The 24,262-nt window shown below is 68.0% G+C and carries 24 protein-coding genes; 18 read left to right on the top strand and 6 right to left on the bottom strand.

The genetic code is table 11. The annotated features are described in order from the left end of the window. Nucleotides 1-10 precede the first annotated feature (10 nt). The 14 genes from urtA to ureG all read left to right on the top strand — a co-directional run bounded on the left by urtA (nucleotide 11) and on the right by ureG (nucleotide 12,088). Nucleotides 11-1,267 carry an urea ABC transporter substrate-binding protein gene (gene urtA, locus AB1I47_RS19165; protein WP_354685324.1) on the top strand — a complete coding sequence of 419 codons (1,257 nt, stop codon included), beginning with the start codon at nucleotides 11-13 and terminating at the stop codon, nucleotides 1,265-1,267. Between the two features lie 151 nt (nucleotides 1,268-1,418). Beyond that, nucleotides 1,419-3,062: an urea ABC transporter permease subunit UrtB gene (gene urtB, locus AB1I47_RS19160; protein ID WP_354685323.1), complete on the top strand. Its 1,644-nt coding sequence runs from the start codon at nucleotides 1,419-1,421 to the stop codon at nucleotides 3,060-3,062. After that, nucleotides 3,062-4,267 carry an urea ABC transporter permease subunit UrtC gene (urtC, locus tag AB1I47_RS19155; protein WP_354685322.1) on the top strand — a complete coding sequence of 402 codons (1,206 nt, stop codon included), beginning with the start codon at nucleotides 3,062-3,064 and terminating at the stop codon, nucleotides 4,265-4,267. The genes urtB and urtC overlap by 1 nt, the downstream gene beginning before the upstream one ends. Continuing rightward, nucleotides 4,264-5,112, top strand: a complete 849-nt coding sequence (gene urtD, locus AB1I47_RS19150) for an urea ABC transporter ATP-binding protein UrtD (protein WP_354685321.1) — start codon at nucleotides 4,264-4,266, stop codon at nucleotides 5,110-5,112. The genes urtC and urtD overlap by 4 nt, the downstream gene beginning before the upstream one ends. 2 nt (nucleotides 5,113-5,114) lie before the next feature. Further along, a complete protein-coding gene (gene urtE / locus AB1I47_RS19145; RefSeq protein ID WP_354685320.1) occupies nucleotides 5,115-5,807 on the top strand; it encodes an urea ABC transporter ATP-binding subunit UrtE in 693 nt (230 codons plus the stop codon). Nucleotides 5,808-5,928: 121 nt separating this feature from the next. Next, complete coding sequence (locus AB1I47_RS19140) at nucleotides 5,929-6,798, top strand: urease accessory protein UreD (RefSeq protein ID WP_354685319.1); 870 nt, start codon at nucleotides 5,929-5,931, stop codon at nucleotides 6,796-6,798. A gap of 31 nt (nucleotides 6,799-6,829) precedes the next feature. After that, nucleotides 6,830-7,132, top strand: coding sequence for an urease subunit gamma (locus tag AB1I47_RS19135; RefSeq protein WP_022534090.1), 303 nt, complete (start codon nucleotides 6,830-6,832; stop codon nucleotides 7,130-7,132). A 54-nt stretch (nucleotides 7,133-7,186) separates the two neighbouring features. Then, nucleotides 7,187-7,798 carry a HupE/UreJ family protein gene (locus tag AB1I47_RS19130; RefSeq protein WP_354685318.1) on the top strand — a complete coding sequence of 204 codons (612 nt, stop codon included), beginning with the start codon at nucleotides 7,187-7,189 and terminating at the stop codon, nucleotides 7,796-7,798. 11 nt (nucleotides 7,799-7,809) lie between these two features. Beyond that, nucleotides 7,810-8,115 carry an urease subunit beta gene (locus AB1I47_RS19125; protein WP_354685317.1) on the top strand — a complete coding sequence of 102 codons (306 nt, stop codon included), beginning with the start codon at nucleotides 7,810-7,812 and terminating at the stop codon, nucleotides 8,113-8,115. Beyond that, the gene (ureC, locus tag AB1I47_RS19120; RefSeq protein WP_354685316.1) at nucleotides 8,112-9,830 is read left to right on the top strand and encodes an urease subunit alpha; all 1,719 of its coding nucleotides are present in this window, start codon (nucleotides 8,112-8,114) and stop codon (nucleotides 9,828-9,830) included. The genes AB1I47_RS19125 and ureC overlap by 4 nt, the downstream gene beginning before the upstream one ends. Nucleotide 9,831: 1 nt before the next feature. Next, nucleotides 9,832-10,419, top strand: coding sequence for an urease accessory protein UreE (ureE, locus tag AB1I47_RS19115; RefSeq protein WP_354685315.1), 588 nt, complete (start codon nucleotides 9,832-9,834; stop codon nucleotides 10,417-10,419). A 33-nt stretch (nucleotides 10,420-10,452) separates the two neighbouring features. Continuing rightward, entirely contained in the window at nucleotides 10,453-10,755 is a 303-nt protein-coding gene (locus tag AB1I47_RS19110; protein WP_354685314.1) for an endonuclease domain-containing protein, read from the top strand. Next, a complete protein-coding gene (locus AB1I47_RS19105; protein ID WP_354685313.1) occupies nucleotides 10,752-11,444 on the top strand; it encodes an urease accessory protein UreF in 693 nt (230 codons plus the stop codon). The genes AB1I47_RS19110 and AB1I47_RS19105 overlap by 4 nt, the downstream gene beginning before the upstream one ends. 14 nt (nucleotides 11,445-11,458) lie before the next feature. Further along, nucleotides 11,459-12,088, top strand: coding sequence for an urease accessory protein UreG (gene ureG, locus AB1I47_RS19100; protein ID WP_354685312.1), 630 nt, complete (start codon nucleotides 11,459-11,461; stop codon nucleotides 12,086-12,088). Here ureG and AB1I47_RS19095 read toward each other — a convergent pair. Beyond that, nucleotides 12,085-12,528 (bottom strand): helix-turn-helix domain-containing protein, encoded by a 444-nt coding sequence (locus AB1I47_RS19095; RefSeq protein ID WP_354685311.1) that lies wholly within the window; start codon nucleotides 12,526-12,528, stop codon nucleotides 12,085-12,087. The two genes, ureG and AB1I47_RS19095, sit on opposite strands and share 4 nt — an antisense overlap. A 270-nt stretch (nucleotides 12,529-12,798) precedes the next feature. On the opposite strand from AB1I47_RS19095, the gene AB1I47_RS19090 reads away from it, so the two are divergent. Continuing rightward, complete coding sequence (locus tag AB1I47_RS19090; protein WP_354685310.1) at nucleotides 12,799-13,602, top strand: hypothetical protein; 804 nt, start codon at nucleotides 12,799-12,801, stop codon at nucleotides 13,600-13,602. 51 nt (nucleotides 13,603-13,653) lie between these two features. On the opposite strand, the gene AB1I47_RS19085 is transcribed toward AB1I47_RS19090, so the two are convergent. Together AB1I47_RS19085 and AB1I47_RS19080 are read right to left on the bottom strand one after the other, a co-directional pair. Next, nucleotides 13,654-14,346 carry a glutathione binding-like protein gene (locus AB1I47_RS19085; RefSeq protein ID WP_354685309.1) on the bottom strand — a complete coding sequence of 231 codons (693 nt, stop codon included), beginning with the start codon at nucleotides 14,344-14,346 and terminating at the stop codon, nucleotides 13,654-13,656. Between the two features lie 154 nt (nucleotides 14,347-14,500). Then, complete coding sequence (locus tag AB1I47_RS19080) at nucleotides 14,501-15,763, bottom strand: acyl-CoA dehydrogenase family protein (RefSeq protein ID WP_354685308.1); 1,263 nt, start codon at nucleotides 15,761-15,763, stop codon at nucleotides 14,501-14,503. 177 nt (nucleotides 15,764-15,940) lie between these two features. On the opposite strand from AB1I47_RS19080, the gene AB1I47_RS19075 reads away from it, so the two are divergent. Continuing rightward, entirely contained in the window at nucleotides 15,941-16,879 is a 939-nt protein-coding gene (locus AB1I47_RS19075) for a LysR family transcriptional regulator (protein ID WP_354685307.1), read from the top strand. Nucleotides 16,880-17,154: 275 nt separating this feature from the next. Then, the gene (locus AB1I47_RS19070; RefSeq protein ID WP_354685306.1) at nucleotides 17,155-18,348 is read left to right on the top strand and encodes a CAP domain-containing protein; all 1,194 of its coding nucleotides are present in this window, start codon (nucleotides 17,155-17,157) and stop codon (nucleotides 18,346-18,348) included. A gap of 27 nt (nucleotides 18,349-18,375) precedes the next feature. On the opposite strand, the gene AB1I47_RS19065 is transcribed toward AB1I47_RS19070, so the two are convergent. The 3 genes from AB1I47_RS19065 to AB1I47_RS19055 all read right to left on the bottom strand — a co-directional run bounded on the left by AB1I47_RS19065 (nucleotide 18,376) and on the right by AB1I47_RS19055 (nucleotide 22,068). Then, on the bottom strand, nucleotides 18,376-19,605 hold the full coding sequence (locus AB1I47_RS19065) for a hypothetical protein (RefSeq protein ID WP_354685305.1): 1,230 nt from the start codon (nucleotides 19,603-19,605) through the stop codon (nucleotides 18,376-18,378). Further along, the gene (locus AB1I47_RS19060) at nucleotides 19,602-20,228 is read right to left on the bottom strand and encodes an RNA polymerase sigma factor (protein WP_354685304.1); all 627 of its coding nucleotides are present in this window, start codon (nucleotides 20,226-20,228) and stop codon (nucleotides 19,602-19,604) included. Before AB1I47_RS19060 ends, AB1I47_RS19065 begins: the two co-directional genes overlap by 4 nt. Nucleotides 20,229-20,307: 79 nt before the next feature. Then, a complete protein-coding gene (locus AB1I47_RS19055; protein ID WP_354685303.1) occupies nucleotides 20,308-22,068 on the bottom strand; it encodes a vWA domain-containing protein in 1,761 nt (586 codons plus the stop codon). A gap of 210 nt (nucleotides 22,069-22,278) precedes the next feature. Here AB1I47_RS19055 and ggt point away from each other — a divergent pair. Then, nucleotides 22,279-24,262, top strand: a 1,984-nt coding sequence (gene ggt, locus AB1I47_RS19050; RefSeq protein ID WP_354685302.1) for a gamma-glutamyltransferase, incomplete at its 3' end; no start/stop codon positions are given.

Raw genomic sequence — 24,262 nt, 5'->3', positions numbered from 1 at the left:
GGAGCTGCAAATGCAACGACGTGACATGCTGAAGCTGTCGGCCATCGCCGCCGCGGCAATGATCGGTACCAGCCCGCTGGCCATGGCGCAGTCCAAGGAGCCGATCAAGGTCGGTATCCTGCACTCGCTGTCCGGCACGATGGCCATCTCGGAAACGTCGCTGAAGGACGTGGCCCTGATGACCATCGACGAGATCAACAAGAGCGGCGGGGTGTTGGGCCGCAAGCTCGAGCCGGTGGTGGTGGACCCGGCCTCCAACTGGCCGCTGTTCGCGGAGAAGGCACGCCAGCTCGTCAGCAAGGACAAGGTGGCGGTGACCTTCGGCTGCTGGACCTCGGTGTCGCGCAAGTCGGTGCTGCCGGTCTACGAAGAACTGAACTCGCTGCTGTTCTACCCGGTGCAGTACGAAGGCGAGGAGATGTCCAAGAACGTCTTCTACACCGGTGCCGCGCCCAACCAGCAGGCGATCCCGGCGGTGGAATACCTGATGAGCAAGGAAGGCGGCGGCGCCAAGCGCTTCTACCTGCTGGGCACGGACTACGTCTATCCGCGCACCACCAACAAGATCCTGCGCGCGTTCCTGAAGAGCAAGGGCGTTGCCGACAAGGACATCGAAGAGGTCTACACCCCGTTCGGCCACAGCGACTACCAGACCATCGTCGCCAATATCAAGAAGTTCGCCCAGGGCGGCAAGACCGCGGTGATCTCGACCATCAACGGCGATTCCAACGTGCCCTTCTACAAGGAGCTGGGCAACGCCGGCCTGAAGGCCAAGGACGTGCCGGTGGTGGCGTTCTCGGTGGGTGAGGAAGAGCTGCGCGGCATCGACACCAAGCCGCTGGTGGGCCACCTGGCCGCATGGAACTACTTCATGTCGGTCAAGAACAGCGAAAACGATGCGTTCAAGAAGCAATGGGCGGCGTGGGTCAAGGCCAACAACCTGCCGGGCGGCGACAAGCGCGTGACCAACGACCCGATGGAAGCCACCTACGTCGGCATCAAGATGTGGGCGCAGGCCGTCAAGAAGGCCGGCAGCACCGACACCGACAAGGTGCGTGCCGCGATGTACGGCCAGACCTTCAAGGCACCGGACGGCTTTACGCTGACCATGGGCGAGAACCACCACCTCTACAAGCCGGTGATGATCGGCGAAGTGAAGGGCGACGGCCAGTTCTCGGTGGTGTGGAAGACGCCGAAGGCGGTGCGCGCGCAGCCGTGGAGCCCGTTTATCTCGGGTAATGAAGGCAAGCCGGACAAGGTGATGTAAGCCGGGGCCACCTGCTGCCGGTTGGTTCCCCTCTCCCGCGTGCGGGAGAGGGGCCGGGGGAGAGGGCGGGCGCTTGCCAGCCTGATGGCGCTTGCTTCGCCATGGATACCTGCCTCTCCCCAAACACTCATTCCGCAATTCGCCAGCCCCTATGCGCAATCCCTCATCCGCTTCCGTGCTGCCGTGGCTGCGCGCCCTGCTGGCAGCGCTGCTGCTGGCCGCGGCGCCGTGGGCCGCGGCGCTCACGCAGGCCGACCTGAAGCCGCTGGCCGAAGACGATTTCGACGCCAAGACCGCGGCGCTGACCGCGCTGGCCAAGGCGCCGCCGGAGGAAGCCGGCCCAATCCTGAAGGCCCTGCAGGACGACGCGCTGCAGTACGCACCGTCGGTCGGCATGGTGCGCCAGGACGGCGACAAGACCGTCGATGCCATCACCGGCAAGCCGGTCAAGGTGAAAGCGGATGAGTTGGAATCCCTGACCCTGAACAACAGCCTGCGCGCGCTGGTCGACAGCGCCGCCAGCAGCCTGCTGCTGCAGTCGCCCGATATCGCGGTGCGCGCGCAGGCGGTCGCGACGCTGCGCGACCAGCCCGAAAGCGCCTCGCGCGCGGCGGTCGAGTCAGCGCGCAAGAACGAAGCCGATGCCGGCCTGCGCGCCAGCCTCGACGTGATCTGGGCCAACCTGGTACTTGCCGAGCCGGCCGATCCCGCGGCACATGACCAACGCCTCGAGGCGATCCGCATCCTCGGCAGCGACAGCAACCCGCAGAGCCGCCAGAAACTCGCGCCGCTGGTGGAACGCGACAGCGCCGGCAATTACCGCGAGCCCGACGCCGACGTGCGCCTGGCCGCGCAGCAGGCGCTGGACACGCTGCGCAGCGACCAGCGCCGCGCCGAACTGGTCGGCAACCTGTTCGCCGGGCTGAGCCTGGGCAGCGTGCTGCTGCTGGCCGCGCTCGGCCTCGCGATCACGTATGGGCTGATCGGCGTCATCAACATGGCGCACGGCGAGTTCCTGATGATCGGCGCCTATGCCACCTACGTGGTGCAGTCGCTGTTCCGCACCTACGCGCCGGATGCGTTCGCGTGGTACCTGCCGGCGGCGCTGCCGGCGTCGTTCCTGGCCGCGGCAGTGGTGGGCTTCGTGCTCGAGCGGCTGGTGCTGCGCCACCTGTACGGCCGTCCGCTGGAAACGCTGCTGGCGACCTTCGGCGTGAGCCTGCTGCTGATGCAGGCGGTGCGCACGCTGTTCGGCGCGCAGAACGTGGAAGTGGCCAACCCCGCATGGATGAGCGGCGGCATCGAGTGGATGCCGGGGCTGGTGATCCCGTACAACCGCATCGTCATCATCCTGTTCGCGCTGGCGGTGGTGGCGGTGGCCTGGGCGGTTCTGAACCGCACGCGGCTGGGGCTGTTCGTGCGCGCCACCACGCAGAACCGCACCATGGCGGCCTGCGTCGGCGTGCGCACGTGGAAGGTCGACAGCTACGCCTTTGCCTTCGGCGCCGGCATCGCCGGGCTGGGCGGCTGCGCGCTGTCGCAGATCGGCAATGTCGGCCCCGACCTGGGCCAGGCCTACATCATCGACTCGTTCATGGTGGTGGTGCTGGGTGGCGTCGGGCAGCTCGCGGGCACCATCGTCGGCGCGTTCGGGCTGGGCATCATCAACAAGTTCATCGAGCCGTTCTACGGCGCGGTGCTGGCCAAGATCTTTGTCCTGGTGCTGATCGTGCTCTTCATCCAGAAGCGGCCGCAGGGACTGTTCGCGCTCAAGGGGCGCAGCGCGGAGGCATGATGCAGCGATTCCAATCGAACTCTTCCGCCACGCCGTTCCGGCTGGCGGTGCCCGAGCGCCAGTCGCTGTTCTCGCCGCGCGGCTGGATGGTGCTGGTGGCGTTGACGGTGATCGTCGGCATCGGCGTGCCGGTGTGCGCGCTGGTATTGCCCGAGGGCCATCCGCTGCACCTGTCCGCGTATGCGCTGACGCTGGTCGGCAAGATCATGTGCTTTGCACTGGCGGCGATCGCGCTGGACCTGGTGTGGGGCTACTGCGGCATCCTGAGCCTGGGGCACGGCCTGTTCTTCGCGCTTGGCGGCTACGCCATGGGCATGTACCTGATGCGCTCGATCGGGCGCGAGGGCGTGTACAAGAGCGAGCTGCCGGACTTCATGGTGTTCCTCGACTGGAAGGAATTGCCGTGGTTCTGGCACGGCACCGACCATCTCGGCTATGCCTTGCTGCTGGTGGTGCTGGTTCCGGGCGTGCTGGCGTGGCTGTTCGGCTTCTTTGCGTTCCGCTCGCGCATCAAGGGCGTGTATCTGTCGATCATCACGCAGGCGATGACATACGCGGCGATGCTGCTGTTCTTCCGCAATGAGACCGGCTTCGGCGGCAACAACGGCTTTACCGACTTCAAGCGCATCGCGGGCTTTGCCATTGCCGCGCCGCAGACGCGCGCGGCGCTGTTCGTGCTGACCTTCCTGGCGCTGCTGGCCGGGTTTATCGCCTGCCGCTATATCGTCACCTCCAAGCTCGGCCGCGTGGTCACCGCGGTGCGCGATGCTGAGATGCGCGTGATGTTCTCGGGCTACAACCCGCTCGGCTACAAGCTGTTCGTGTGGACCTTCTCGGCGGTGCTGTGCGGCATCGCCGGGGCGCTGTATGTGCCGCAGGTCGGCATCATCAATCCAGGCGAGATGTCGCCGGGCAATTCGATCGAGATGGCGGTGTGGGTGGCGGTCGGTGGGCGCGGCACGCTGATCGGGCCGGTAATCGGGGCGTTCCTGGTCAGTGGTGCCAAGACCCTGTTCACCGCTCACTTTGCCGAATACTGGCTGTTCCTGCTGGGCGCGATGTTCGTGCTGGTCACGTTGTACCTGCCGGATGGCGTGACCGGGCTGTGGAACCGCCTGCGTGAGCGCCGCGCCGCGGCGGCACCGCCTGCGCCGGAACCCGTATCCAGTCCCGTCGTCGCGGGCCGCACAGGAGGTGAAGCATGAACGCCGCACTCCAGCATGGCCAGGCCGAAAGCGGCGAGGCCACCGGCCTGGGCCGCATCGTGGAGCCCGGCACCATCGATGTGTCGCATGGCCCGATCCTGTACCTGGAAGACCTGACGGTGCAGTTCGACGGCTTTCGCGCGCTCAACAAGCTGACGCTGTCGATCGACCATGGCGAGCTGCGCTGCGTGATCGGTCCCAACGGCGCCGGCAAGACCACGATGATGGATGTCATCACCGGCAAGACCGGGCCGCGCAATGCCAATGTCAGTGGCCGCGTGTTCCTCGGCCAGACCATCGACCTGATGCGGATGACCGAGCCGCGCATCGCGCAGGTCGGCATCGGCCGCAAGTTCCAGAAGCCCACCGTGTTCGAGCAGCACGCGGTGTGGGAGAACCTGGAGCTGGCGATGAAAGCCGACAAGCGCTGGTGGTCGTCGCTGCGCGCGCGGTTGACCGCCGATGGCCATCGCCGCATCGAGGAAACCCTGGGGCTCACAGGCCTGGAGGCGGAAGCCTACCGGCCCGCCGGCCTGCTGTCGCACGGGCAGAAGCAGCGGCTGGAGATCGGCATGCTGCTGATGCAGCAGCCGCAGCTGCTGTTGCTGGACGAGCCGGTGGCCGGCATGACCGATGAAGAGACCATGCAGCTGGCGGCGCTGCTCAATGGCCTGCGCGGCAGCTGCTCGATGATGGTGGTCGAACACGACATGGAGTTCGTCGCCGCGCTGGCGGGCGATGCCGGCCAGGTCACGGTGCTGGCCGAGGGCAGCGTGCTGGCCGAAGGCACGCTCGAGAGCGTCAAGCGCGACGAGCGCGTGATCGAATCCTACCTGGGAAGATAAGCATGCTGCAGGTCAATGCACTGAACCAGTATTACGGCGGCAGCCATATCCTGCGCAATGTCAGCTTCGACGTGCCCGCCGGCAAGCTGACCACGCTGCTGGGCCGCAACGGCGTGGGCAAGAGCACCTTGCTCAAATGCCTGATGGGCGTGGTGCCGACGCGCAGCGGCAGCATCCACTGGGACGGCAAGGCGCTGGAGAAGAAGCCGCCGTACGAGCGCGTCTCGGCCGGGCTGGCTTATGTGCCGCAGGGGCGCGAGATCTTCCCGCGGCTGACTGTCGAAGAGAACCTGCTGATCGGCGCCGCCAGCCGGGCGCGGCCCGCGGGCGTGCCGGACCGGATCTACCAGTTGTTCCCGGTACTGCGCACCATGCGCCATCGCCGCGGCGGCGACCTGTCCGGCGGCCAGCAGCAGCAACTGGCGATCGGCCGCGCGCTGATGAGCGAGCCGGGACTGCTGATCCTGGACGAGCCGACCGAAGGCATCCAGCCTTCGATCATCCAGGACATCGGCCGCGCGCTGCGGCTGCTGGTGGACGAGTTCGGCATGACGGTATTGCTGGTCGAGCAGTACTACGAGTTCGCCCGCCATATTGCCGACCACTATGTGGTGATGAGCCGCGGCGAAGTGGTGGCGCGGGGTGCGGGCGCCAGCATGGAGCAGGACGGCGTGCGGGAGCTGATCGCCGTGTAGCGCGGGCGCGCCGCAGGGCCGGGTTTGTCGGCTTCGCGCCGCTTCCGCACAGGCGGGCAGCGCGTTATGATTGCCTGCAACCCCCGCCATCGCGCGTCCCCGCCGCCGGCTCTTCCTCGCCATGCGTCATCCCGATTTCCTTTCGTCCGTCGCCGTGCCCGGCGCATGGCAGGCCACGCTGCGGCTGCGCTTCGCGCAACGCGGCGAACGCACCGTGCTGGCCGAGCGCCGCCACCAGGGGCCGCTGCTGGTGCAGAAGCCGCTGTATCCGGAGGGCGGGATCTGCCATGCGGTGATCCTGCATCCGCCCGCAGGTGTGGCCGGCGGCGACAGCCTCGACATCGACGTGACGGTGGAGGCGGACGCGCATGCGGTGCTGGCCACGCCGGGCGCTAGCAAGTGGTACAAGTCGCTCGGACGCGAGGCGGCGCAGCATGTGCGGCTCACCGTGGGGCCAGGCGCGCGGCTGGACTGGCTGCCGCAGGAGAACATCGTGTTCGACGATGCGCGTGCGCGCATCTCGACCGTGTTAGATGTGGCGCCGGGCGGCAGCGCGATCGGCTGGGATGCGGTGGTGCTGGGGCGGCAGGCCTCGGGCGAGCAGTGGGCCCGCGGCGCGTTGTGGCTCGACACCCGCATCGGCGCCGGCGAGCGTGCGCTGTGGATCGAACAATCGCATGTCGACGCGGCATCGCCACTGCGCACCGCGGTGGTGGGACTTGATGGCCTGAACGTGCTGGGCACGCTGTGGGCGGTGGGCGAGGGCGCCACGCAGGAACTGGCCGAAGTGCTGGCCGAGCGGCTGCCCTATACGCCAGATGTGCGCGCAGGTGTGACCTGCCTTGCAGCCAACGGGCAGTCGATGCTGCTGTTGCGCGTGCTCGGCCGGCAGATGGAAGCCGTGCGCCACGTCATGGTCGATAGCTGGCAGTTGCTGCGCGAGCCGATTCACGGTGTGGCCGCACGGCCGCTGCGCCTGTGGGCAACGTAAGCGAAAACATCCGTAGAACAAGGAACACAAGATGGAACTGACGCCGCGAGAGAAAGACAAGCTGCTGATCTTCACCGCCGCGCTGCTGGCCGAACGGCGCAAGGCCCGCGGGCTGAAGCTCAATTACCCCGAGGCGGTGGCGCTGATCACCGCCGCCATCATGGAAGGCGCGCGCGACGGCCGCACCGTGGCCGAGCTGATGCACGAGGGCACCACCGTGCTGAGCCGCGATGACGTGATGGACGGCGTGGCCGAGATGATCCCCGAGATCCAGGTGGAAGCGACGTTCCCCGACGGGACCAAGCTGGTCACCGTTCATCATCCCATCGTCTGAACAAGTTTTGCCGCATCGCCGATCCCGACAACAAGACCCAATCGAGAACCGACCATGACTCGCACTTCCTACCTGCGCCTAGCGCTGGGCACTACCCTGACCGTTGCCGCCAGCGCCGCGCTGGCGCACCCCGGCCATGACGCCGCCACCGTCAGCGCCAGCCTGTGGGCTGGCCTGGCACACCCGTTCACCGGGGCCGACCACCTGCTGGCGATGGCGGCGGTGGGGGTGTGGAGCGCACTGATCGCGCGCTCGGCGTCCGACACGCTGCGGCTGCCGCTGGCGTTCGTCGCGCTGATGCTGGTGGGCGCTGCGCTAGGACTGTCGGGTATGGCGTTGCCTGCCGTGGAGCCGATGATCGCTGCCTCGCTGCTGGTAATCGGCCTGCTGGTGGCGCTGCGCGCGAAGCTGCCGGCCTGGGCCGGCACGCTGCTGGTCAGCGGCTTCGCCGTATTCCACGGCTATGCGCATGGCGCCGAACTGCCGGCCACCGCGGGCGCGCTGCCAGCGATGCTGGCCTACGTGGGCGGCTTTGCCGTCGCCACCATGGCGCTGCATCTGCTGGGTATCGGCGCCGGCACGCTGCTGCGCCGTCGCGCCGGCTGGCTGGCGCGCCTGGCAGGCGCCGGCGTGGCGCTGTACGGCGCCGGCCTGCTGGTTGCCTGAGGAGGACTGCCATGATCCCCGGTGAACTGATGCCCGCCGACGGCGAGATCGAACTGAACGTTGGCCGCGCCACGGTCAGCGTGACGGTGGCCAATACCGGCGACCGGCCGATCCAGGTCGGCTCGCACTTCCATTTCTACGAGACCAATACCGCGCTGGCCTTCGACCGCGAGGCCGCGCGCGGCTTCCGGCTGAATATCGCAGCGGGCACCGCAGTGCGCTTCGAGCCCGGCCAGACCCGTACCGTCGAACTGGTGGCACTTGACGGCGACCGCATCGTCTACGGCTTCAACGGCAAGATCATGGGAGCGCTGTGATGGCAAAGATCTCCAGGCAGGCCTATGCCGAGATGTTTGGCCCGACCACCGGCGATCGCGTGCGCCTGGCCGATACCGGGCTCATCATCGAAGTGGAGAAGGACTTCACCATCTACGGCGAGGAAGTAAAGTTCGGCGGCGGCAAGGTGATCCGCGACGGCATGGGGCAGAGCCAGCGCATGGCGAAGGACTGCGTCGACACCGTCATCACCAATGCGCTGATCGTTGACCACTGGGGCATCGTCAAGGCCGATATCGGGCTGAAGCACGGGCGCATCGCAGCGATCGGCAAGGCCGGCAATCCCGATATCCAGCCGGGTGTGACCATCGTGGTCGGGCCGGGCACCGAGGTGATCGCGGGCGAGGGCATGATCGTCACCGCCGGCGGCATCGACAGCCATATCCACTTCATCTGCCCGCAGCAGATCGAAGAGGCGCTGATGAGCGGCGTCACCACCATGATCGGCGGCGGCACCGGACCGGCCACCGGCACCTTCGCCACCACGGTAACGCCGGGGCCGTGGTACATGGAGCGCATGCTGCAGGCCGCCGATGCCTACCCGATGAATATCGGATTGCTGGGCAAGGGCAACGCCAGCCAGCACGGGCCGATCCTGGAGCAGGTGGAAGCGGGCGCGATCGGGCTGAAGCTGCATGAGGACTGGGGCACCACGCCGGCGGCGATCGATACCTGTCTGTCGGTGGCGGACGCGACCGACACGCAGGTGGCGATCCACACCGATACGCTGAACGAGGCCGGATTTGTCGAGACGACCATCGCCGCGTTCAAGGGCCGCACCATCCATACGTACCACACCGAAGGCGCCGGCGGCGGCCATGCCCCGGACATCATCAAGGTGTGCGGCGAGGCCAACGTGCTGCCGTCGTCGACCAACCCCACGCGTCCGTACACGGTCAATACGCTGGACGAGCACCTCGACATGCTGATGGTGTGCCACCACCTCGATCCGTCGATTGCCGAGGACATCGCCTTCGCCGAAAGCCGCATCCGCCGCGAAACCATCGCCGCCGAGGACATCCTGCACGACCTGGGCGCGTTCTCGATGATCTCCAGCGATTCGCAGGCAATGGGGCGCGTGGGCGAGGTCATCATCCGCACCTGGCAGACCGCGCACAAGATGGCACTGCAGCGCGGCAAGCTGCCGGGCGATCCCAACGATGCGCGTGGCGGGCACGACAACTTCCGCGTCAAGCGCTATGTCGCCAAGTACACGATCAATCCGGCGCTGACCCATGGCATTGCGCATGAGGTGGGCTCCGTGGAAGTCGGCAAATGGGCCGACCTGGTGTTGTGGCGGCCGGCGTTCTTTGGTGTGAAGCCGAGTTTGATCCTGAAGGGCGGCATGATTGCCGCGGCGGCGATGGGCGATCCCAATGCGTCGATCCCGACGCCGCAGCCGGTGCACTATCGGCCGATGTTTGCATCGGCGGGTGGGGCCCTGCATCGGTCGTCGCTGACGTTTGTTTCGCAGGCGGCGCTGGCGGGGGGCATCGGCGAGCGCTATGGGCTCGCCAAGACGCTGTCGGCGGTGCGCGGCACGCGCACGGTCAGCAAGCGGGACATGGTGCACAATGACTGGCAGCCGCATGTCACGGTGGATCCTGAGACGTATCAGGTGGTTGCCGATGGCCAGTTGCTGACCTGCGAGCCTGCCACCGAGCTGCCTATGGCGCAGCGCTATTTCCTGTTCTGACATGCTGAAGATCGACAAACTCCTGAGCGCCCCGCACGGCATTGCGCCGGTGCTGGTGCGGCGTGCTCCCAAGCTGGTGCTGCCCTTTGCTGAACGTAGCAAGAGCCGGCTGCGGGCGGTGCTTGATAGCGGCGAGGAAGTGGCGCTGTTCCTGCCGCGGGGCACCGTGCTGCGTGGGGGCGATTTGCTGGTGGCGGAGGATGGCAGCTTCGTTGAAGTGCGGGCAGCGGCCGAGAGTGTGCTGGAAGTGAGGGCCGATGATGCGCATGCGCTGATGCGGGCGGCTTATCACCTTGGCAATCGGCATACGCCGGTGGAGATCGGGCGGGATTACTTGCGGCTGGAATATGACCCCGTGCTGGCGGACATGCTGCAGCGGCTCGGTGTGCGAGCTGAACGCGCCGAGTTGCCGTTCGAGCCGGAGGCGGGGGCTTATGGTGGCGGGCACAAGCATGGGCATGATGCTACGTTCGCTGAGGACTATGCGGCGGCGCAGGCGGTGTTTCATGAGCATCATGGTCATGCGCACTCGCATGACCATGATGAAGCGGATCATGTGCATGGTGAGGGTTGTGGGCATAAGCATTGAAGGGGTTTGAGCTGGCGGAGGAGGGGGATTCACTTGCGCGCCCACCGATTTCTCGGTTTGAAATTCAAACGGCAATGCCAGATGGGCTCCTTTGTTGCGGAGTTCGTCTGCAAGGCGCTGAAGCTCGTCATCGAGGCCGATAGTGGCCAGCATGCCGAAGCAGCAGACCTTCAGCGCGACGACTGGTTTCGGTCCGAAGGATTCCATGTGCTGCGGTTTTGGAATCACGACGTATTGGTGCAAACTGATGCAGTCCTGGAACACATCCGTCAATTTGTGTTGTATCTCGGCCACGTAGATAGCGAGCCAGACGCCAAAGGAGCGGTCCAACCATGACCCATCTCCCCCAACTCATCTCCCTTCTCCACCTGGCCTCCCCAGCCCTCCCCATCGGCGGCTTCAGCTATTCCCAAGGGCTTGAGGCCGCCATCGATAGCGGCAGCCTGCATGACGCGCCAACCGCCGAGCGCTGGATCCGCGACAACCTGCTGCATGTACAGGCCCAATGCGAAGCCCCGCTGTGGCTGCTGTTGCATCGCCACTGGCTTGCCAGCGACATCGCGCAGGTAAGCGCATGGAACGACTGGTTCCACGCCACGCGCGAGACCTCCGAGCTGCGGCTGGAGACCGAGCAGATGGGCTGGTCGCTGGCAAAGCTGATTGCGCAGATGGAGTGGGGCACGCCGGCGTTGCGCGACGCGCTGGCGGCGCTGTCGCCGGTCTGCCTGCCGACGGCGTTCACCGCGGCCTGCGTGGCGCTGCAGGTCGCTGCGCGCGACGGCCTTGCCGCCTATTGCTTCAATTGGGCCGAGAATCAGGTGGCCGCCGCGATCAAGGCGGTGCCGCTGGGCCAGGTGGCAGGGCAGCACATGCTCCGACGCCTGCACCCGGCAGTGCTCGATACCGTAGAGGAAGCCGTACGCCGCGCCGACGCCACGCCGCCACAACTCTCAACCTTTTCCCCGATGCTGGGCCTGCTGTCCGCACGCCACGAAACGCAGTATTCCCGGCTGTTCCGATCCTGAATCCACATCGCACCATGACCCAGGCCCGTACCAAGAAGAACCCTCCGCTGCGCGTCGGCGTCGGCGGCCCGGTTGGCTCCGGCAAGACTACGCTGCTCGAGATGCTGTGCAAGGCGATGCGCGACCGCTATGACCTGGTTGCCATCACCAATGACATCTACACCAAGGAGGACCAGCGCCTGCTGACGATCTCCGGTGCGCTGCCGGCCGAGCGCATCATGGGCGTGGAAACCGGCGGCTGCCCGCACACCGCGATCCGCGAGGATGCGTCGATCAACCTGGAAGCCGTCGACCGCATGCTGGCGAAGTTTCCGGATGCCGACGTGATCTTTATCGAGTCCGGCGGCGATAACCTCGCTGCGACTTTCAGCCCAGAACTTTCTGATTTGACGATCTATGTGATCGACGTCGCCGGTGGTGAGAAGATTCCGAGAAAAGGCGGCCCCGGCATTACCAAGTCCGACCTGCTGGTGATCAACAAGACCGACCTGGCGCCTTATGTCGGTGCCTCGCTCGAGGTGATGGAGAGCGATGCGCGCAAGATGCGCGGGGCCCGGCCGTTCGTGATGGGCAGCGTCAAGTCCGGGCAGGGCCTGGACGAAGTGATCCGCTTTATCGAACGGCAGGGCATGCTGGGCGTCTAGCGCTCGGTGTCGTCGCCGCCGCCCTTCGCGGCCGGTTGCCTGACGTAGCTTACCGGTGGCCGGAAGCTGCCTTTGCCCGCCAGCGCCCGCGCCACCGCCGCCACCACGTTCAGCTCGGGCTCGCTCAGTTCGGCCATATGGCGCACGGTGGCCTCGATCGCCGCCTGCTGCCGGTTGCCGAACGGCATGCGCGGCTGTGCCACCTCCAGCTGGCTGGCGTCGTGGCGGCAGAAGTCCAGCATCTCGGAGGGCGGCACGGCAAGGGTTTCGGCCAGTGTGCAGATATTGATCAGCGCCACGTTGCGCTTGCCCCCTTCGATGCCGCTCAGGTATGAGCGCGCCAGACCGCTTTCGAGCGACAGGGTTTCCTGGGACCAGCCGCGCTGCTTGCGCAGCCAGGCAAGATGCAATCCGAAAAGTCTGAGATGTCGAGAAGTCATGGGGTAGTGAATGGTTCGGAGTGGTCTGAGGCTAAGGGTTTGACCTTGAGGCCACGACAACTTATTCTCCCCCTCACTATCGGTGCCTGATCCGCGGAATAAGGGATGCGCCAGTCAACATGGCGCGGCACGATGGCATGAACCGGACGGCCTGCATGGCCGTGCCAAACGGGCCACAGCGCAGTGCTGCGCGCACGCTGTCATGCGTGCGCGGCGTGGCGCTGCGCCGACAGGATGGATGCGTCCTGTCGCCCTGCAAGGGGGATTGCCATGCAGATCTTCACGCTGTTCGAGGCGCGGATGCGCGCCCTCCATGCCGGCCGCCGCACGTCGGCCGATCTCACTCTCGGATTCCAGTCGCGCGTGCTGCCGGCCTCGGCGGGCGTCGGCGATACCTGCGACTACGTTTTCCTCTGCGCCGGCGAAACGCAGCACGCCTTTGCGGCGGATCGCCATGAATGGTGGGGTTGCCTGCGTGGCGGCCTGCGCTTGTCGGCGCCCGGCCATGACAGCCTGCTGATGGGCGGCGGCGAACTGTTCGCGCCGGCACCCGGCGTGACGATGCAGGTGCGCGCGATGGTCGATAGCATCCTGGTACGCGCGGTGCCGCAGCAGCACGACGATGCCGCGTGCGGGGTGTCGCTGCCGGCGGGCGCGCGGCACTGCGCGCTGGGCAGCATTGCCGCGGTCGGCGCGGAAGAGGCCGTGGGGACGGGCAGGGCGGAGGGGGCCTGCTTGCAGCCGGAGTTCATCCAGCTCGACCAGCGCATCGACGACTGGGCCCAGCGGCTGCAGGCGCGCGGGCTGCGCTGGGCGCTGTGCTACCGCGGCGCGGTGGGCCTGCATTGGCATGACGCGCGCGCGCGTGCCGGTGTCGACGTGGCATTCCTGCAGCCCGGCGCGATCTATGCGCCGGACCCGGATGAATCATGCCGGCTGGACGTGGTGTTGCCGGGGACCGGACTGCTGTGCTGCTTCGGGCCGGCCGACGACATGGTGCCGGGCCATCGGGGCCACGGCGCGTGGCGCACGGACGGGTGCGCCGCTGCCCGTCCCGCGCTGGTGGCAGCCTGAAGGCGTGGCAGCAAGGCGAGGGAGCGCAGCCGGGGCCAGGCCCCGGCCGTTTCAGTGCCGCTTGTACTGCGTGGCGCCGAACAGCACCTCGCGCGCCTTGTCGTCCTGCAGCGCCTTGCGCGCGCTGGCCAATACTTCCACGCCGCGCTTGACCGCGGGACGCTCGGCGATCTCGTTGAACCAGCGCTTCAGGTCGGGGTACTCGTCCAGATCCACCCCCTGGTTCTGCCAGCTGCGCAGCCACGGGAAGGTGGCGATGTCGGCGATGGTGTATTCGTCGCCGGCGAGGTAGGCATGCTTTGACAGCTGCGTGTCGATCACCCCGTACAGGCGCCTGGCTTCGTTGGTGTAGCGGTTGACCGCGTATTCGATCTTCTCGGGCGCGTAGATGCGGAAGTGGTGCGCCTGGCCCAGCATCGGGCCGACGCCGCCCATCTGGAACATCAGCCACTGCAGCGCCTCGTACTTGCCGCGCACATCCTCGGGCAGGAACTTGCCGGTCTTGCCGGCCAGGTACAGCAGGATGGCGCCCGATTCGAACAGCGAGATCGGCTTGCCGTCGGGGCCATCGGGATCGACGATCGCGGGGATCTTGTTGTTCGGGCTGATTTTCAGGAAGTCTTCGCCGAACTGGTCGCCGGCGCCGATGTTGATCGGGTGGACCTTGTACTCCAGGCCGCATTCTTCCAGCATGATGTGGACTTTGTGGCCGTTGGGCGTTGCCCAGGTGTAGACGTCGATCATCGCAAAAGGTCTCCTGGCTGCGATCTAAGTGGCCACATCAACCACTGACGTGGCGAACCGGGCGATTTAAGCACAGAAGAAAAAAACGCGCAGACAGGCTGCGCGTTTTCCACACTGCCGGCAGGGGCTGGGCCTGTCCGGCATGGCCTGGCGGTCAGAAACCGCGTGCCACCGGCATCTTGATGCCGTCCGGGTTCACGTTCATGTGCTTGGCCAGCTCCAGCTTGGCGATGGCGTTGCGGTGCACCTCGTCCGGGCCGTCGGCCAGGCGCAGCGTGCGCTGGTGCGCCCACCAGCTGGCCAGCGGGAAGTCGCTCGACACGCCGGCGGCGCCGTGGACCTGGATGGCCCAGTCGATGACCTTCAGCGCCACGTTCGGGGCGATCACCTTGATCATCGCGATCTCGGCCTTGGCCACCTTGTTGCCCACGGTGTCCATCATGTACGCGGCCTTGAGCGTCAGCAGGCGCGCCATCTCGATCTCGCAGCGGGCTTCGGCGATGCGCTCCTGGGTCACGCCCTGGCTGGAAACCGGCTTGCCGAAGGCCACCCGCGACAGCGCGCGCTTGCACAGCAACTCCAGCGCGCGCTCGGCCACGCCGATGCTGCGCATGCAATGGTGGATGCGGCCCGGGCCGAGGCGGCCCTGCGCGATCTCGAAGCCGCGGCCTTCGCCCAGCAGGATGTTCGAGGCCGGCACGCGCACGTTCTTCAGCTCGATCTCCATGTGGCCGTGCGGCGCGTCGTCGTAGCCGAACACCGGCAGGAAGCGCTTGATGGTGATGCCCGGGGTATCGGCCGGCACCACGATCATCGACTGCTGCTCATGGCGGCCGGCGTCCGGGTTGGTCTTGCCCATCACGATATAGACCTTGCAGCGCGGATCGCCCGCGCCCGACGACCACCACTTGGTGCCGTTGATCACGTAGTGGTCGCCGTCGCGCTCGATGCGGCATTCGATATTGGTCGCGTCCGACGAGGCCACGGCGGGTTCGGTCATCAGGAAGGCCGAGCGGATCTCGCCCGCCAGCAGCGGCTCGAGCCACTGGTCCTTCAGTTCTTCCAACGCGTAGCGCTCCAGCGTTTCCATGTTGCCGGTGTCGGGCGCGGCGCAGTTGAACACCTCGGCCGACCAGGGCACCCGGCCCATGATTTCGCACAGCGTGGCGTATTCCAGGTTCGACAGGCCCTGCGGCGCACGCGGCGAGCGCGGCAGGAAGAGGTTCCACAGCCCGGCTTCGCGCGCCAGCGGCTTCAGTTCCTCGATCACCCTGGTCGGCACCCAGGCGTTGCCCGCGCGGCGGTTGGCGTCGATTTCCTCCGCGAAACGCTTTTCGTTCGGGTAGATGTGCTGGTCGAAGAAGGCCAGCAGCCTGGCCCGCATTTCCTTGACCTTCGGGGTGTACTCGAAATCCATGTGGTCTCCTCGCTACGAATCAGTGGACGCCGGGTGTGGCGGCGGCGCCTTATTGCCTCGGCATCAGTGCGGCAGGGGCCGATGCAATGCACTCTATCTGAAAGCTGATAATAAGAAAAATGAATTTACTGGATTTGCCAGTATCAATTCCCTGCATTCCATGCCAGAATCGACGCCATGCAGCTCTCCCGCATCGACCTGAATCTCTTCGTGGTGTTCGACGCCATCTACAGCGAAGGCAGCATCACCGCGGCCGCGCGCCAGCTCAACCTGACCCAGCCCGCCGTGAGCCATGCGCTGGGGCGGCTGCGCACGCTGTTTGACGACCCGCTGTTCGAGCGCCGCGGGCAGGGCATGGCGCCCACGCCGCTGGCGCGCTCGCTGGCGGCCGAGGTGCGCACCGCGCTGCAGTCGTTCGCGCGCACGTTGCAGGATACGCCGCACTTCGACCCCACCAACACGGTGCGGCGCTTCACCATCGGCATGCGCGACGCGCTGGAATCCACGCTGCTGCCGCCGCTGATGGCACGCGTGACCGCGATGGCGCCGCACGTGGAGATCGCCGCGATCCGCTTCGACCGCCGCGAGATGGAATCGGAGCTGCTGGCCGGCACCATCGACGCCGCCCTCGACATCCTGCTGCCGGTGTCGCCCGCCATCCACCACGCGCCGTTCATGGACGACCCGATGGTGGTACTGGCGCGCCGCGACCATCCGCTGGTCAAGAAGGAATTGACGCTGGAGCGCTACCTGGCCGCCGAGCATGTGCACGTGTCGTCGCGCCGCCGTGGCGCCGGGCTGGAAGACCAGGCGCTGCACCGCATGGGCCTGACACGGCGCGTGCGGCTGCGCTGCCAGCACTATGCCGCCGCGTGCCGGGTGGTGAGCTGCACGGACCTGATCGCCACGCTGCCGCTGCGCTATGCGCGCATCGCCAACGAGCCCTATGCCAACCGGCTGCTGTCGCTGCCGTTCAAGGTGCCGTCGCTCGAACTGCATCTGTACTGGCATGCCGGTGGCGAGAACGATGGCGCCAACCGCTGGCTGCGCGAGCAGCTGATGGCGGTGATGGCGTCACTGGGCGGCACCACTTCCGAGGTGGCGAACGCGAGCTGAGTGTCGCACGGATCGCACAGCATGGGCGCCATGCGGACGCCGCGCCGCCTGTTCGGACACTTCGTGAAGCACGCGCGGGTCACACGTAAGCAATTGTTCGCAGGCTAGACCCTCCCGGTTCACGCCAATACCATCGTCCGGTCTTTCTGCCCCGGGCGCACTTGCCGCGCACGCCGTTCCGCACGGCGTCCGCGCAGCTGGTCGCGCCGGCTTGTCCGCGCCTGCGGATCCTCCGGGCAGTCTCCTTCCTCCGATGACCACGACGATCCAGACCGATGACCGGGACACGCTTGCTTGCTGATAGCCAACAGACCCTGCCGCGACGCGCGCGGCGCACCACGCTCGCCCTGACCACTCTCTGCGCGGCGGCCGCGCTGGCGCTGGCCGCCTGTGGCGGCGGTGGCGATGGCGGGGATGCCGGCACTTCGGGTGGCACCTCGGGTGGCACGGCGCAAGGGTCGACGCAGGCCGGCACCACTGCGCCATCCGGCAGCCAGACCGGCTCGACCTCCTCCACGCCAACCACTGCGGGCGCTTGCTATACCGTCAGCGGCACGGCACCGGCGCCCGCCGCGGGCACCGGCGTGACGCTGCTGCCGGCACGTGGCAATGCCGTCAGCAACTACCGCGTGCTGGAGGAGCCGCGCACCGCCGGCCTGTGCTATGCCAACTACCGCCGCGAGCAGGTCGGCCTGCCGCCGCTGGCCATGCGCGATGCGCTCAATACCGTGGCGCAGAACCACACCGGTTACATGCTGGCCAACGCCACGCTGACGCACGACGAAACCAGCGGCCGCCCCGGCTACACCGGCGCCACGCCGAACGACCGCATCCAGGCCGCATACCCCACCAATGCCACCGCCGAAGTGGTGGCCGGCGCCAACCGCTGGACCTCGGTCGCGAATGCGCAGCTGTCGATGTCGCCGAAGGACGCGCTGGTCTCCGACCTGATCAACGCGCCGTTCCACCGCGCCGCGCTGCTCGGCAGCTACGGCTCGGCCGGCAGCGGCTTTGCCGAAAGCGTGGGCCCGAACGGCAGCGGCACCGCGGCCAGCTACTACCAGACCATCGACCTGGCCGACTCCGCCAAGGGGGGCAGCGACAACCAGATGGTGGCCTACCCGTTCAACGGCCAGGCCGACGTGCCGGCAAGCTGGGTCAACTCGGAAAGCCCCAACCCGGCGCCGGGCTACGAGGGCAAGACCATGGGCTACCCGGTGTCGCTGCAGGCGATCAATACCTCGCTGCAGTTCGATGCCGACAACTTCGCCATCACCGATGCGCAGGGCAACAACGTCAACTGCCTCAAGGTCGACAGCCGCTCGTCGGGTCTGTCGAGCGCGGCGCGCGGCCTGGCGATCTGCACGCCGGTGGCGCCGCTGGCCAGCGGGCAGCGCTACAACGTGCGCGTGACCGGCCGGCTGGGTTCGCAGCCGGTCGACCTGAGCTGGTCGTTCACCACGCGCTGATCACGCAGCGCTGACCCTGCGTGCCGCTCAGCGCGGTGCGTGGGGCTGCAGGTCGATGCGCACCTGGCCCGGCGCCAGCGTGCGGTCGGCCTGCACGGCATATGGCACCGGCGGGCGCTGTCCCGCTGGCATCGACTGCCAGAGCCGTTCCGCCCATTCCCTGATTTCCGTATTGTCCGGCTCGGCTGCCCACAGCCCGAGCGGCGTCAGTGTGCCCAGCCGCGCCGCGGTGGCGGCGGGGTCGTCCTGTATCGACACGGTCATGGCCTGCGCAACGGATGCGGCGGTTGAGACCGGCGCGCGCGCGGCCGCCAGCGGTGCGGCCTTGCGGGCGACGTTGGCCTGCGGGGCAGGCGCAGTGGGTGGTGGCGGGGCCGGAGCAGCGGCTGGCGGCGCGGCGTCCGCCATGGCCGAGTAGGCAGGCATCGGCGGCGCGGGCATGGCGGGTGGTGCTGCGACAATCGCCGGCGCCTGGGCCGACAGGCTTTCGCCGGCTTGCGCCGCGGGCTTGCTGTCCGTGGCGGGTTCGCGCGGTGCGCTGCGCTCGACCGGCGCGCGGCTGCGCTTGTCTTCGTTCGCGGTGGCACGCTGTTCTTCGCGGCGCGGGGGCGGGGCGGTTTTTGCTGCCGGTGGTGCGGGGTTTGATGGGGCTGCGGTCGCAGCCTCCGGCGCGGGTTCCGGGGCAGGCGCGACCGCGATATCCGCAGCCGGTGACTGTGCCGGTGCGGACATCTCGCGGGTTGTCGACGGCACCAGCGCGCCGTCGTCGATCTGCCGCAGCACGATGCTGGTCGTCAGCCCGGCCACCGCGGCAACGCTGGCGGCCAGTCCTAGCGAACGCCACCACTGGCGCGCACGGACTGCGCGGAAAGTGCGTGACTGCGCTTCTTTCTGCGCGGCCACATTGGCCCGCGCTTCGGCGGCAAGCCAGTCGCGCGTTGCTTCGCTGACCGGTGCGCCGAGTACATCCGCTGCCTCGCCGCCTGCCGCAACGCGCCCGAGCAGCGCATCGCGCCGCGCCGCCTGTGCCGCCTGCACGCGCGCGGCTTCCTCCAACACCGCGGCTGCAAGCGTCGGCGGAGCCGGGAAGGGCAGCGGCGCCGCGCCGGCCCGGACGCGATCGGCTTCCTGCTGCGCCGCGCGCGCGGCTTCCCGCACTGACGCTTCCAGCGCGGCGGAGGGCGCGTAGGCGGGCAGGCTCTTCAGCAGCGCCGACAGCCGGTCCTCGCCATCGATAAACCGGTCCGCCGCGCTCACGGCCGCGTCTCCCGCGATCCCGGCACGCTGCCGGCCAGCTCGCCGCGCAGGCGCGCAAAGGCATAGCGCAGCCGGCTCTTCACCGTCTCGAATTTCTCGCCCAGCATCAGCGCGATATCCTCGACGCTCATCTCGCTGAAGAAGCGCAGCACCACGACTTCACGCTGCGCCACCGGCAGTTGCAGCAGGGCCTGGTGCACGTGGTGCGTGTGCTGGCGCAACTGCAGTTCGGCTTCGGGCGACAGGTCGTCGCCGGGCACTTCCAGTGGCTCGTCATCCATCGTCTCGCGCTGGCGCGCGTCGGCGCTGCGCAGCTGGTCGAGCCACGTATTGCGCGCGATCTGGAACAGGAAGGTGCGGAACGCCGCGGTGGGCTGGTAGTCGCCGCAGCGGGTCATCAGCTTGACCCAGGTCTTCTGCGCGATGTCTTCGGCTTCGCCGCGATTGCCCTGGCACAGCCACGCCACGTAGTTGTAGAGGCCGGCATTGTGGCGGCGGAACAGTTCGGTGACGGGCTGCTCGATGATGCCGCCGGCCACCAGCAGCATCAGGTCCTGGTCGGGCAGGGCGGCCAGCGCATCGGCGGATGCGGGACGGGGAGGGACGGGATCGGTTGCCTGCATGCGCCCGAGTATAGGAGAGCGCAAGCCGGCGCGACAGTCGCTTGCGCCGGCTTGCGCCGCGCCACGGCGCGAGGACATGTCAGCGCGCAGCACGCTCTGCCTGGCCGCTGTCGGTGCGGCCGACCGGCGTGGACGTCGCCAGGCTCTGTGCCAGGTCCACGAGCTTCAGGAATTCACCGCGATAGCCGAAACGGTCCGCGCCGCGCGCGCCCTGCGCCAGCGCGCGCGCATCGTCATAACGCCAGGCGCCGGTGAACTTGCCGCCGCGCAGCACCTGGCCGAAGCCCGCCACCGCCGCCGCGAAGCGGAAATCGTCATCGCCTTGCGCCAGCGGCCGGATGGCCTGCCGTGCAACGGTGACATCCATCAGCTCGCTCGCGCTCGCCGCGGGCCGCTTGTAGCGCAGCTTGACGTGCGCCAGCTCGCCATCGCGCCCGGGTGACGGCGCGGCCTGCTGGTAGCGCAGCGGATCGACCAGGCCCGGCTGGCCGGCCAGCGTCAGCTCGTACAGCGCCGTGACGGTATGGCCCGCGCCGATATCGCCGGCATCGACCTTGTCGTTGTTGAAGTCCTCGCGCGCCAGCATGCGGTTTTCGTAGCCGATCAGCCGGTACTCCTTCACCGTGGCCGGGTTGAATTCCACCTGGATCTTCACATCGCGCGCGATGGTGGCCAGCGTCGAACGCATTTCGCTGACCAGCACCTTGTTGCCTTCCATCAGGTTGTCGATATACGAGTAGGCGCCATCGCCGGCATCGGCGAGCTGCTCCATCAGCTGCTCGTTGTAGTTGCCGGTGCCGAAGCCGAGCGTGGACAGCGAGACGCCCGACTTGCGCTTCTCCTCGATCATGCTCTTCAGTTGCCGGAAGTCCGTCACGCCCACGTTGAAGTCGCCGTCGGTGGCGAGCAGCACGCGGTTGATGCCGCCGGCGATAAAGCTCTGCTGCGCGGCCTGGTAGGCCAGCGCGATGCCGCTGGCGCCGGCGGTGCTGCCGCCCGCCACGAGCTGATCGATGGCCGCGCTGATGGCGGCCTTGTCGCTGCCCGGCGTGGGCGCCAGCGCGACGCGCGTGCCGCTGGCGTAGGTGACCAGCGTGATGCGGTCCTGCGGGCGCAGCTTGTTGACCAGCAGCTTCAGCGAGGACTTCAGCAGCGGCAGCTTGTCGGGTGAATCCATCGAGCCGGAGACGTCGACCAAAAACACGAGGTTTGCAGCGGGCAGCGCGCCACCGGCCATGTCCTTGCCCTGGATGCCGATGCGCAGCAGCACATTGGCGGGATGCCACGGTGCGGGCGCCAGCGCGGTATGCACGGCGAACGGGCGGCCGTCGGTGGGCGGCGCGTAGTCATACGGGAAGTAGTTCAGCAGCTCTTCGACGCGCACCGCATCGGCCGGCGGCACGCGCCCGGCATTGAGCAGCCGGCGCATATTGCTGTAGCTGCCGGTATCCACGTCGATGCTGAAGGTGGACACCGGCGCCTGCGCCACCAGCCTCACGCCGTTCTCGTCGATGGCGCCGTAGCGCTCGCGGTCTGCCGGCTGGGGCGGCGGCAGGTAGTAAGGCCGCGGCAGCATGGCGGCGCGCGCATGCATTTCGGCCGCGGGGGCGGCATCGGTTGCCTTGGTCGACGGCGCGTAGGCCGGTGACGGTGCGGGCGATGCTGCCGGCGGCGGTCGCGGCACCCCGGCCTGGGCCGGGCTCTGGACCTGGCTCTGGGCCGGCGGCACGGGCTGCAAAGCATCCTGCGAAAGCGACGGCGAGTGGCCGCCGCAGCCCGACAGTGCCAGCACCAGTACGGCGGCGCCAACGGTGGAAACGACCGGTGCGCGAAGTTGCATGTTGTTCTCCTTGGGGGCCGCCGGGCGGGACGCCGGCATGACGGCCTGTCGATGAAACGGGGCAGGCGGGCGGCCGGGGTTAAGTGCGGCGAGATTTTTTCCGCCGCCACGGGCAGGCCAGCGCGATGTGCAGCGATTCAGACTTTGCCGCTCCCCGGATGCGCCGATCGCCACTACAATCCCCCTGATCCTTCCTCCCGGAGATATCGCATGGCTCACCTGGACTCTTCTTCGACGGTGTGGCGTGGCGCGCTGGCCCTTGCGCTGGCCGCGCTGCTCGGTGCTTGTGCTACGCAGGGCGGAGGGACCGCGGCGCCTGCCGCGCCGGCCGCGACACCCGCCACGCCGGCCGCGCCGGCAGCAACAACGCCCGCGGCCACCCTGCCGCCGGCCCCGGAAGTCGCTTCCGGCTACCGCCCCGGCATGTCGACGGTCTATGCGCAGCGCCATATGGCGGCCGCCGCCAATCCGCTCGCGACCGAGGCAGGACGCACCATCCTGCGCCAGGGCGGTTCGGCCATCGATGCCGCCATCGCCATGCAGGCCGTACTGACGCTGGTCGAACCCCAGGCCACCGGCATCGGCGGCGGCGCCTTCATCATGTACTGGGACGGCAAGCGCGTGCAGGCCTTCGACGGCCGCGAGACCGCCCCGGCGGGCGCCACGGAAAACCTGTTCCTGCGGCCCGACGGCAAGCCGATGGAATTCAGCGAGGCGCAGATCGGTGGCCGTTCGGTCGGCACGCCGGGCGTGATGCGCGCGCTGGAAATGGCACACCGCCAGCATGGCCGGCTGCCGTGGGCAAAGCTGTTCGAGCCGGCCATCGCCCTGGCGGAGAAGGGCTTCCCGATCTCGCAGCGGCTGTACACGCAGGTGGCTGCCGACAAGTTCATGGCGAACTCGCCCGAGATGGCTGAATACTTCCTCGATGCACAGGGCAAGCCCAAGCCGGCCGGCACTGTGCTGAAGAACCCGAAGCTGGCGCAGACGCTGCGCGATATCGCCCGGCACGGCGCCGGCGTGCTGTACAGCGGCCCGATCGCGCGCGATATCGTCGCCAAGGTGAACGGCGGCAACAACGCCGGCTCGCTGTCGCTGGCGGACCTGAATGGATACCGGGCCAAGGAGCGCGAGCCAGTCTGCACCGACTACAAGCGCTGGAAGATCTGCGGCATGCCGCCGCCGTCGTCAGGCGGCATCGCCATCGCCCAGATCCTTGGCACGCTGCAGGCGCTGGAGACGAAGAATCCCAGGTACGCGCTGGCGGCGCTGAAGCCGCAGGGCGTGAACACGCCGGCGGTGATGGAAGCCAACCCCGATGCCGTCCACGCGATCTCGGAAGCCGACCGCCTGGCCTATGCCGACCGCGGCCTGTACGTGGCCGATGCCGACTTCGTGCCGGTCAACGTCGCTGGCCTGGTCAGCCCGTCCTACCTGGCCTCGCGCGCCGAGCTGATCGGCGACAAGAGCATCGGCAAGGCGCAGCCGGGCGTGCCGCCGGGCACCGCAATGGCCTATGCGCCGGATCGCTCGCCGCCGCGCATCTCCACTTCGCAGATCGTCGCCGTCGATGACCGCGGCGGCGCGATCTCGATGACCACCACCATCGAGTCGTACTTCGGTTCGCATCTGATGGTGCGCGGCTTTATGCTCAACAACCAGCTCACCGACTTCTCCTTCGTGCCGAGCGAGAACGGCAAGCCGGTGGCCAACCGCGTGCAGCCGGGCAAGCGCCCGCGCTCGTCGATGGCGCCGACGCTGGTGTTCGACCGCCAGACCGGCCAGCTCGTCGCCACGGTGGGGTCGCCAGGCGGGTCGCAGATCATCGAGTACGTGTCCAAGACGCTGGTCGGCATGCTCGACTGGAACATGGACGTGCAGGCGGCCATCGGCATGGGCAACTTCGGCAGCCGCAACGGGCCGACCGAGGTGGAGAAGGGGCTGGTGTCGCCGGGGCTGGTGCAGGCGCTGCAGCAGCGCGGCCACCAGGTGGCGGAGATCGAGATGACCAGCGGCACGCAGGCCATCATGCGCAAGCAGGGGCCTGATGGCAGGACAGTGTGGGGGGGGGGGGGGGGGGGGGGGCCCCCCCCCCCCCGGGGGGGGGGGGGGGGGGGGGGGGGGGGGGGGGGGGGGGGGGGGGGGGGGGGGGGGGGGGGGGGGGGGGGGGGGGGGGGGGGGGGGGGGGGGGGGG

The organism is Cupriavidus necator, assembly GCF_040578825.1.
Taxonomy (GTDB): Bacteria; Pseudomonadota; Gammaproteobacteria; order Burkholderiales; family Burkholderiaceae; genus Cupriavidus; species Cupriavidus necator_E.
The sequence above is the reverse complement of the archived record's forward strand: the minus strand, read 5'-3'. Positions and strand labels throughout refer to the sequence as shown.

Coding starts and splice junctions, on each gene's coding strand:
- AB1I47_RS19055 (WP_354685303.1), bottom strand. CDS start 22,068: ATGCAACTTCGCGCACCGGTCGTTTCCACCGTTGGCGCCGCCGTACTG.
- urtB (WP_354685323.1), top strand. CDS start 1,419: ATGCGCAATCCCTCATCCGCTTCCGTGCTGCCGTGGCTGCGCGCCCTG.
- AB1I47_RS19130 (WP_354685318.1), top strand. CDS start 7,187: ATGACTCGCACTTCCTACCTGCGCCTAGCGCTGGGCACTACCCTGACC.
- AB1I47_RS19075 (WP_354685307.1), top strand. CDS start 15,941: ATGCAGCTCTCCCGCATCGACCTGAATCTCTTCGTGGTGTTCGACGCC.
- AB1I47_RS19125 (WP_354685317.1), top strand. CDS start 7,810: ATGATCCCCGGTGAACTGATGCCCGCCGACGGCGAGATCGAACTGAAC.
- AB1I47_RS19070 (WP_354685306.1), top strand. CDS start 17,155: ATGACCGGGACACGCTTGCTTGCTGATAGCCAACAGACCCTGCCGCGA.
- urtE (WP_354685320.1), top strand. CDS start 5,115: ATGCTGCAGGTCAATGCACTGAACCAGTATTACGGCGGCAGCCATATC.
- AB1I47_RS19135 (WP_022534090.1), top strand. CDS start 6,830: ATGGAACTGACGCCGCGAGAGAAAGACAAGCTGCTGATCTTCACCGCC.
- ureG (WP_354685312.1), top strand. CDS start 11,459: ATGACCCAGGCCCGTACCAAGAAGAACCCTCCGCTGCGCGTCGGCGTC.
- AB1I47_RS19095 (WP_354685311.1), bottom strand. CDS start 12,528: ATGACTTCTCGACATCTCAGACTTTTCGGATTGCATCTTGCCTGGCTG.
- AB1I47_RS19080 (WP_354685308.1), bottom strand. CDS start 15,763: ATGGATTTCGAGTACACCCCGAAGGTCAAGGAAATGCGGGCCAGGCTG.
- AB1I47_RS19140 (WP_354685319.1), top strand. CDS start 5,929: ATGCGTCATCCCGATTTCCTTTCGTCCGTCGCCGTGCCCGGCGCATGG.
- AB1I47_RS19105 (WP_354685313.1), top strand. CDS start 10,752: ATGACCCATCTCCCCCAACTCATCTCCCTTCTCCACCTGGCCTCCCCA.
- AB1I47_RS19090 (WP_354685310.1), top strand. CDS start 12,799: ATGCAGATCTTCACGCTGTTCGAGGCGCGGATGCGCGCCCTCCATGCC.
- ureE (WP_354685315.1), top strand. CDS start 9,832: ATGCTGAAGATCGACAAACTCCTGAGCGCCCCGCACGGCATTGCGCCG.
- AB1I47_RS19085 (WP_354685309.1), bottom strand. CDS start 14,346: ATGATCGACGTCTACACCTGGGCAACGCCCAACGGCCACAAAGTCCAC.
- urtA (WP_354685324.1), top strand. CDS start 11: ATGCAACGACGTGACATGCTGAAGCTGTCGGCCATCGCCGCCGCGGCA.
- AB1I47_RS19060 (WP_354685304.1), bottom strand. CDS start 20,228: ATGCAGGCAACCGATCCCGTCCCTCCCCGTCCCGCATCCGCCGATGCG.
- urtC (WP_354685322.1), top strand. CDS start 3,062: ATGCAGCGATTCCAATCGAACTCTTCCGCCACGCCGTTCCGGCTGGCG.
- urtD (WP_354685321.1), top strand. CDS start 4,264: ATGAACGCCGCACTCCAGCATGGCCAGGCCGAAAGCGGCGAGGCCACC.